The organism is Thiothrix sp. (assembly GCF_028714775.1).
Lineage (GTDB): Bacteria > Pseudomonadota > Gammaproteobacteria > Thiotrichales > Thiotrichaceae > Thiothrix.
Map to the genome: position 1 here is coordinate 1 of NZ_JAQTLS010000048.1, position 7,633 is coordinate 7,633.

At 51.8% G+C, this 7,633-nt stretch carries 7 protein-coding genes; all 7 read left to right on the forward strand.

What is annotated here, in order from left to right; all coding sequences use genetic code 11:
* The first annotated feature begins 344 nt into the window (after nucleotides 1-344).
* From PHE17_RS21070 to PHE17_RS21100, 7 genes are read left to right on the forward strand one after another with little or no spacing between them, the layout of a single operon-like run.
* Nucleotides 345-761 (forward strand): type IV pilin protein, encoded by a 417-nt coding sequence (locus PHE17_RS21070; RefSeq protein ID WP_301017898.1) that lies wholly within the window; start codon nucleotides 345-347, stop codon nucleotides 759-761.
* Entirely contained in the window at nucleotides 755-1,327 is a 573-nt protein-coding gene (locus PHE17_RS21075; RefSeq protein WP_301017899.1) for a GspH/FimT family pseudopilin, read from the forward strand. The genes PHE17_RS21070 and PHE17_RS21075 overlap by 7 nt, the downstream gene beginning before the upstream one ends.
* A 10-nt stretch (nucleotides 1,328-1,337) precedes the next feature.
* Nucleotides 1,338-1,811 (forward strand): hypothetical protein, encoded by a 474-nt coding sequence (locus PHE17_RS21080; protein WP_301017900.1) that lies wholly within the window; start codon nucleotides 1,338-1,340, stop codon nucleotides 1,809-1,811.
* Entirely contained in the window at nucleotides 1,812-2,957 is a 1,146-nt protein-coding gene (locus PHE17_RS21085) for a PilW family protein (protein WP_301017901.1), read from the forward strand.
* A complete protein-coding gene (locus tag PHE17_RS21090; protein WP_301017902.1) occupies nucleotides 2,942-3,571 on the forward strand; it encodes a hypothetical protein in 630 nt (209 codons plus the stop codon). Before PHE17_RS21085 ends, PHE17_RS21090 begins: the two co-directional genes overlap by 16 nt.
* A 57-nt stretch (nucleotides 3,572-3,628) precedes the next feature.
* On the forward strand, nucleotides 3,629-7,018 hold the full coding sequence (locus tag PHE17_RS21095) for a PilC/PilY family type IV pilus protein (protein ID WP_301017903.1): 3,390 nt from the start codon (nucleotides 3,629-3,631) through the stop codon (nucleotides 7,016-7,018).
* Nucleotides 7,019-7,051: 33 nt separating this feature from the next.
* Nucleotides 7,052-7,405, forward strand: a complete 354-nt coding sequence (locus PHE17_RS21100; RefSeq protein ID WP_301017904.1) for a hypothetical protein — start codon at nucleotides 7,052-7,054, stop codon at nucleotides 7,403-7,405.
* Nucleotides 7,406-7,633: the final 228 nt, after the last annotated feature.

The window sequence follows — 7,633 nt, forward strand, 5'->3', positions numbered from 1 at the left end:
ATTTCCCGATTCTGGCCGCCATCCTGGCCGGCTACATGGTGCTGACGCAAGGCATGAAGCGCTTTTACACCCGCCGCTTTGGCTGGCAGTAGGGAGGCAGGCAAGGCCCGTTGCGGGAATGTTAACGAAACTCGCGCAGCGAGACCTCATCCCCCTCTCCCTCCGGGAGAGGTGCCAGGGGTGAGGGAAGGCGGGTGAGGGAAACGCTCAAGTATCCAAAGGGGGCTGCCCTCTTCTTTGCACCGCTCGTCTGGAAAAAATTCCCGTTTGTCATTCAGTGCTGGCAATCTTGGCCATAATTCATTATCTTTATATTATCAACTCAAAACCACAAGGACGGCACGATGAATAGCTACGGCAAGCCGATAGGGCGAATCATAGGCTTTACGCTAATTGAAGTAATGATTACCGTGGCGATCATTGGAATATTAGCTGCTATCGCTTTACCTTTATACAACGATTACGTTACCCGTTCAAAGTTGGTGGATGCTACGAATTTTCTTTCCGACGGGCGGGTTAAATTGGAACAGTACTACCAGGATAACCGCACATATGCAAACGGCCCTTGTCCTGCAGCAACAAAGTATTTCACTTATGTTTGCAATCCATTGAGTGCGACGGCATTTACAATAACTGCAACAGGAATTGGCAGCCTCAGTACCTATAGCTACACAATCAACCAAAGCAACACCAAGACTTCGGCTACACCTTGGGGCAACGGCGCTTCGTGCTGGATCATTAAAAAGGGGGACTCATGTTGAGCGCGCTGCCTAAAAACAGTGAGCATGGCTTTACTCTTATTGAGCTGATAATCACTATCGCTATTATTGGGATAGCAATAACGTTGGGTATGCCTGGCTATGGCACCTGGATTCAGAATACACAGATCCGGACGGCGGCCGAGTCTATTCAAAATGGTCTGCAACTGGCTCGCGGAGAGGCTGTGCGCAGAAATACTCCGGTGCAATTTGTTTTGACCGACAGTTCACCGGCTGAAGCAAATGTTAATAGTGTTACGGCTAGCACTACTGGCCGGAACTGGGTCGTCAGAGTGTTTCAGAGCGGGGGTGTTTACACGGTCTCTGACTTTATTCAGGGGCGTGCTCGTGGTGAAGGCTCCAGCAATGTGTCGATAAATGCGGGGCAAAATGCTTTCACATTTACCGGTCTTGGCCGGTTAAGTCCAATTCCTGCTGCTTCTATTGCGATCAACATTACAAATGCAGGTGCGGATCGACCCTTGAGAATTCTGGTTTCGCCCGGCGGGATGATACGCATGTGCGATCCGGCTTTAGTTCTGGCCTCCAACCCGCAAGGGTGCGCCTGAGGTTTATGAAATGCCATTACTCCCCCTAATAAAAAACTTATCTCGGCAATCAGGCTCGATGCTTTTGGAAGGATTGATTGCAATATTGATCTTTTCGATGGGTATTCTTGCTCTGGTAGGCATGCAGGCGGCCTCGATCAAGAACACATCCGACGCCAAGTCCCGTGCGGACGCCAGTTACCTCGCTAACCAGATTATCGGGCAAATATGGGCGGACCGTCCCAACATCGCCAGCTATAGCAACTATCCTTCAGGAATCCCGTGCAATCCTACTGGTGCTGCTTCCACGAATGCAAATGTGGTGGCGTGGATTGGTAGTGTCAGTCAGCCAGGCACAGTTCTCGGTTCATTGCCAGGCGCCGCGGCAGCGAAACAGCAAATCATCATCGGCGCTAACAATGTGGTTACAGTCTCTGTTTGCTGGCAAGCACCGCAGGAAACTACCCCACACAATTTCGTCGCTACGGCCCAGATTCAGGGGTAAATGAAAATGATATGCTCTGGAATTAAAAATAAGTCTGCGGGCTTCAGCTTGATCGAAATCATGGTGGCACTGGTTATCGGCCTACTGACAACCTTGGCGATAACACAAACACTCGCGGTTTTTGAGGGTCAAAAAAGAACCACTACAAATGGCGCCGATGCCCAGACGAACGGACTGGTCGCCATGCATATGCTTGAAACAGATATTCGCATGGCTGGTTATGGCATAACCAACAGTGGCTCATTGGCTTGCACCAAAATCAATACCTACTACAACGGTGCCGTTACGCTGGATCAGTCCATGGCTCCGGTTATAATTACCGATGGTGGCACCGGTTCTGACACGATTGATGTGCTATTCAGTTCATCGGCATTCGGAAGCGCACCAGCGAGAATTGTGGTTGATATGCCGACCCCGTCCAACGTTCTTACCGTTAATGATGCATCGGGAATCAACACCTGCGACTTCATTCTTCTGGCGACCCCGAGCACTGGTGCTTCCTGCACCCGGATGCAGGTTACAGGAATACACACTACGGCGAATGGCGATAACGTATTGACCAGTAGCGGACAGTCTCTTTATGACCCACCGGGGGGGTTCAACGGTACTTTGTTTCCGCCGGGAGGATATACAATCTCCCCTCAGTCTGTGGTGCTGAATATGGGGAACTTTATTAACCGGCGTTATCAGGTAACAAACAATAGCTTGCGTTTGCAGGATCTAAATCAGGCCAACAATGGCTGCTCTCCCACAAATCCCAACCCTACGCTCGATCTGGTGAGCAATATAGTCAATATTCAGGCGCAATACGGTGTGGCGCCACCCGGCGTTGCGCCAGCGAACCAGGCGGTCAATTGCTGGACAGATGCAACAGGTAATGCTTGTGCTGGTACCGACTGGGCCAATCCGACTGCGGCAGAGATCGCACGCATCAAAGCTGTACGCGTCGCCATCGTGGCGCGGAGCACCCAAATGGAAAAGCCCAGCATGGCGAATGGCGCATGCGATACCACGACGACAGCCCCGATTTCGTGGAACGGCGGGCCAGCCGTTGACCTGACCGCCGATGCGAATTGGCAGTGCTACCGCTACAAGGTATACCAAACCATTATTCCTATACGGAATGTCATATGGGCAAATATATGAAACATCTTGCTTTGGCCCCGCGCCAGGTTATGAATCGCGGTTTGTTATACGGCCGACATAGTGCGCAGCATGGCGTGGTGCTGTTTCTCGCGCTCATTGCACTGGTAGCGATGACACTGGCCGGAATTGCACTGGTCAGGTCAGTGGACACATCCAACCTGATCTCCGGAAATTTCGCCTTCAAACAAGGCTCCTTGCAATATACGGACGTCGGCGTCGAACTGGCCTTTGGCGCTTTGCCTGGCATCGTTTCTACAAGCCGGGATGCCAATATTGTGAATCAGTATTTCGCATTACGGCAACCGACTGATAGCAATGGCATCCCAACTACAATCACGTGGAGCGCTGTGCCATGCCGGGATACAACTGGTGCAATTATCGCGTGCGCTGGCGATTACCAAGTAAAATATGTGATCGATCGTCTATGTGACGGTACATTGCCTGTAACCAATATTCAAGGCAAGTGTCTCTCAGACGCCCCACAAGGAGGTGGGAGCAAGAAAGCATATGCTATCGTGTTTTCTGGGTCCGCCTCAGTTTATTACCGTGTCACGGTGCAGGTGATTGGTCCACGTAATACGGTGAGTTATGCGCAAACGATTCTCGCTTTATAGCCGTTGCCGTGTGTGCTCTGTTCCGGGCGCAGTGGGCTCACTCAAGGAGCAAAAGTCATGAATAACTCTGTTGGATTGTGGCGTGAAATTGGCATTATTGGCATATCTATACTGTGTTTGAGCCAATTCTCCATAATCGCCGAAGCTGCTTCCACGGATATTGCGAATGTCCCGATGGCCGTGAAAAATGCAGTGACGCCGAACGTGCTGGTGGTCTATGACAATTCCGAATCCATGGATGCCTATATGAGTGGGTCGCTGGTTGCCGGCAGCGACCCCAGCACCCGGGGAAACATTGGCCGCCAGGTCATGCGTAATTCCATCACAAGTTACCGTACCGCTTTTAACTGGGGGCTGATGACCTATGGCATGTCTTCCACGCCCGGTTTATATAATACCTGGGTTTATTACATGGGCAGTGATACGGGGATGGTGTTTACCGATGACTGCGTTGGCTATGTTGCTGGTGTCCCAGCAGGTTATCCGCCCATCCCAGGCGTTTCTGCGTCAAACGGGGGACGTAGTTGCGTAGCAAATCCTCAACCGTTCACGGGGGGGAACTATGTAACCTACGACCTCTCCAGCGACAACCCCAATATTCTCGACGTTCTTTATGACACTGGAACGTACACTGTCGCATGGGGGCTTAGTTCGGGAACAGGTTCGGGCTACAAATTTTATGGCTCACACTCGTCCGTGAATTCATGGACTACAGCCAGCTTTTCCGGCGATCCCTTTGGCTGTGGTAACTGTACGCTTACCTTTACGCCAACCGACGCAGGCTTTCTCCCTGCTAATCCCCCCATCACACGCCAGCTATACATGCGGCGAGCTTGGGGTTACCTTTCCGCCATCACCGGGTATGGCAACCTTAATGAAGCCGTTCAGGCCGATTCCACAACTCACTACAATAATCTGCAAGCATTGCTCGCGAGTGAGACCAACAGTTCCACCAGCGAAGTTAAAAATGGAGCGGTGTTCACTCCCCTCAAAGGGACGCTGGACTCAGCCAAGACCTACTTTTCGACTTCGTATCAGGGTCATGCCAGTCCAATTCAATATTCCTGTCAGCAAAATTTTGTCATGATGGTCACCGATGGGCTGCCTACTGGTAAGACGGACGGTACGTTGTATTCGGCCGCGGACCGCGCTAATACGTGCGCTTGGAGTGCCACTAGCAATTCCTGTACAACAGGCAGCTTTGGCACTGCCGCTCAGGATGCGATCAATTCGGTAACCGCTTTACGCACGACCACAGCCACCCCCTCAAACACATCCGTTCCTCAGAACTATGACATCCAAACTTACGTCGTCGCATTGGGTGATACTGTTGCCAATGCCAGCGCATTATCAGTAATGAACGCGATGGCGAGTTACGGCGGCACCGGATCTGCCTACCTTGCCAGCAACGCGACCAGCTTTCAGAATGCAATATCTGCCATCACTGACAGCATTACTGCCAAGATCGGCGCGGCTGCCGCGGTGGCTGTGGCGAATGCCCACGTGACTTCGACTGACAACACGTCCTACGCTTCCAGCTATAATTCCGGAACTTGGACGGGCGACTTGAATGCCTATTCGATCAACGTTGACACGGGTGTGCCGCTGACCACCTCGCTTTGGTCGGCGCAAGACCAGCTGGACTTGCTGACATCCGCCACGCGAAAAATTGTGACTTCCACTGATACGGCGGGCGCCATCGGCGGGATTCAGTTCCAGCCGACCTCGGCAACTACCGCAACCAAATTAAGTTCCGCGCAGCAAACCTTGCTTAATTCGCCAACTGCGTCGCCGGTCGATGGAGCTGCGGTATTGGCCTACCTGCGCGGAGACCGTAGCGGAGAAGGGACCGGCCTCCCCTACCGGGTGCGGGCGCACTTGATGGGCGACGTCGTGAATGCCGAGCCTGTGATGGTCAGGGAGCCCAGCGCGAATTATGGGGATGCTGGCTACATGGGTTCTACCACCACCTTCAAAGAATCCAATGCGAGCCGAGCACGTACTATCTATCAGGGGGCGAACGATGGCATGCTGCATGCCATAAGCGCGACATCAGGGACAGAAACTTGGGCTTACATCCCCAATCTGCTTATGGCCAATCTCAATAATTTAAGCGAGAAGGCCAGCTTTACCCATAAGTATTATGTAGATGGAACACCAGTGTCTGGGGATGTTGATTTTAAGAACTGTTGTCTTACAGGCGGCGGCAATGAATGGCATACGATTCTGGTGGGTGGACTGGGAAAAGGCGGAAATGGATATTACGCCTTGGACGTAACTAATCCAGACGCCGCCGATGAGGCGGCTGTCGCCAGTAAGGTGCTGTGGGAGTTCCCCAATAGTGTCAAAAATTCTGCGCAGCGAATAACCGCCAAACAAAATACCGGCTATACCTTTGGCAAACCGATCATCGTTAAAACCGCGGCAAAGGGCTGGGTGGTGTTGGTGACTTCCGGATACAACAATGGTACCAATGCTGGCGATAGCGGCGGCGATGGATTAGGCCATCTATTCGTTCTGAACCCTATGACAGGGGATCTAATTAAGGACATACCGACTACCGGTTGTGCCACTACGCCGTCGTCTACTCCATGTGGACTGGCGCAAATCAGCGCATATGTGGAAAACACGGACGTAGATAACACTACCGATTATGTCTATGGCGGTGACCTCATGGGCAATGTGTGGCGTTTTGATTTCACAGGAAATTCAGTTAGTAGCTGGGGTGTATCTAGGTTCGCGGTCCTTAAGGACGAAAGTGGTGCCACCCAGCCTGTTACCTCCGCCCCAGAGCTTGCTAAAATCATGTCTGGCGGCATCGCATATCGTTTCATTTACGTCGGAACGGGACAATACTTGGGGGATACGGACGTTCCCTGTCCGTTGGGCGGCTGCACCGATGGAAAAACGGAGAACTCGCATGCTACGCAAACTCAAACCATGTATGGTTTGGTGGATACACTCACGGCGTCGCTCCCAGACCCTTTACGCAATAACTTGCAGGTTCAGACCGTTACGACTTCGGGCGATGGATTGACGCGCACGATTTCGAGCAATGCGGTTGACCTTACCGTGAAAAAAGGCTGGTATGTTGACCTTCCTACTACCGGCGAACGCGTCAACACTGATCCTGCCCTTGCCCTAGGGGCGTTGGTATTTACGTCCAATATTCCCAATAGCACGGTTTGCATACCTGGTGGTAGCAGTTGGTTATATTTCCTTAATTACCAGACTGGGGGCTTGGTGGCCGGATCTACAACAACTTGGTCAGGAATGAGTTTGGGCAACGTTTTGGCAAGTCGCCCAGTGCTTATCCAGTTACCTAGCGGCCAAGTCGTTGTGCTGGTGCGCAAGTCAGATGCTACGACTCAGTCGCAACAAGTTCCACTACCTCCTAGTACGACCTCTGGAAGGCGCGTTTCTTGGCGAGAAATAATTCAACAATAGATTCATATGGTTTTGGAAAATACGAGGTGCATAGTGAAAGCGATCAAACTGATAACATATTTTGCAGTCTTGTTGCTGGCTTTGCCGCAGTCTGCATGGTCGGTTCGGGTGAAGGAGAATGGAACCGTGGCCAGACAGGCTGCTGACACTCCAAGCACAATAGAACGTGGTGGTACGATAACAGCGGTGGATTTGGCAAATCAGACCCTTGCGGTTGATGGTGTAACCTATTTGCTCTTTGCAGCATCGGTAAAGGTAAATTCTGAGGATCCTTCGATAATGGGCAATCCACTTATGCTTCGCAAAGGCATGCGTATCCGTTTCAATACAAACAAGGCGCAGAGGAGCAGCAGGGAAAAGATAAATGAAATATGGGTTCTGAGATAAAGTGAGGTAAGCTGAAAAAACGGGGAATATATGGGTGACGCACCACGGTTTTCCCGGTGAGCCGCCTAGCCCTCAATATATCGATACTGGAAAAAATGCATCACAGAAATGGGGTCGTACTCGATTATCCTCCCCGCTCAATCCAGGACAACAAGGTGCTTGAGCGACGCCCCCGCTACCGCCTCTGGAGCAATACGCCGGTCAAGGGTCACCAGTCGACCACCAAGG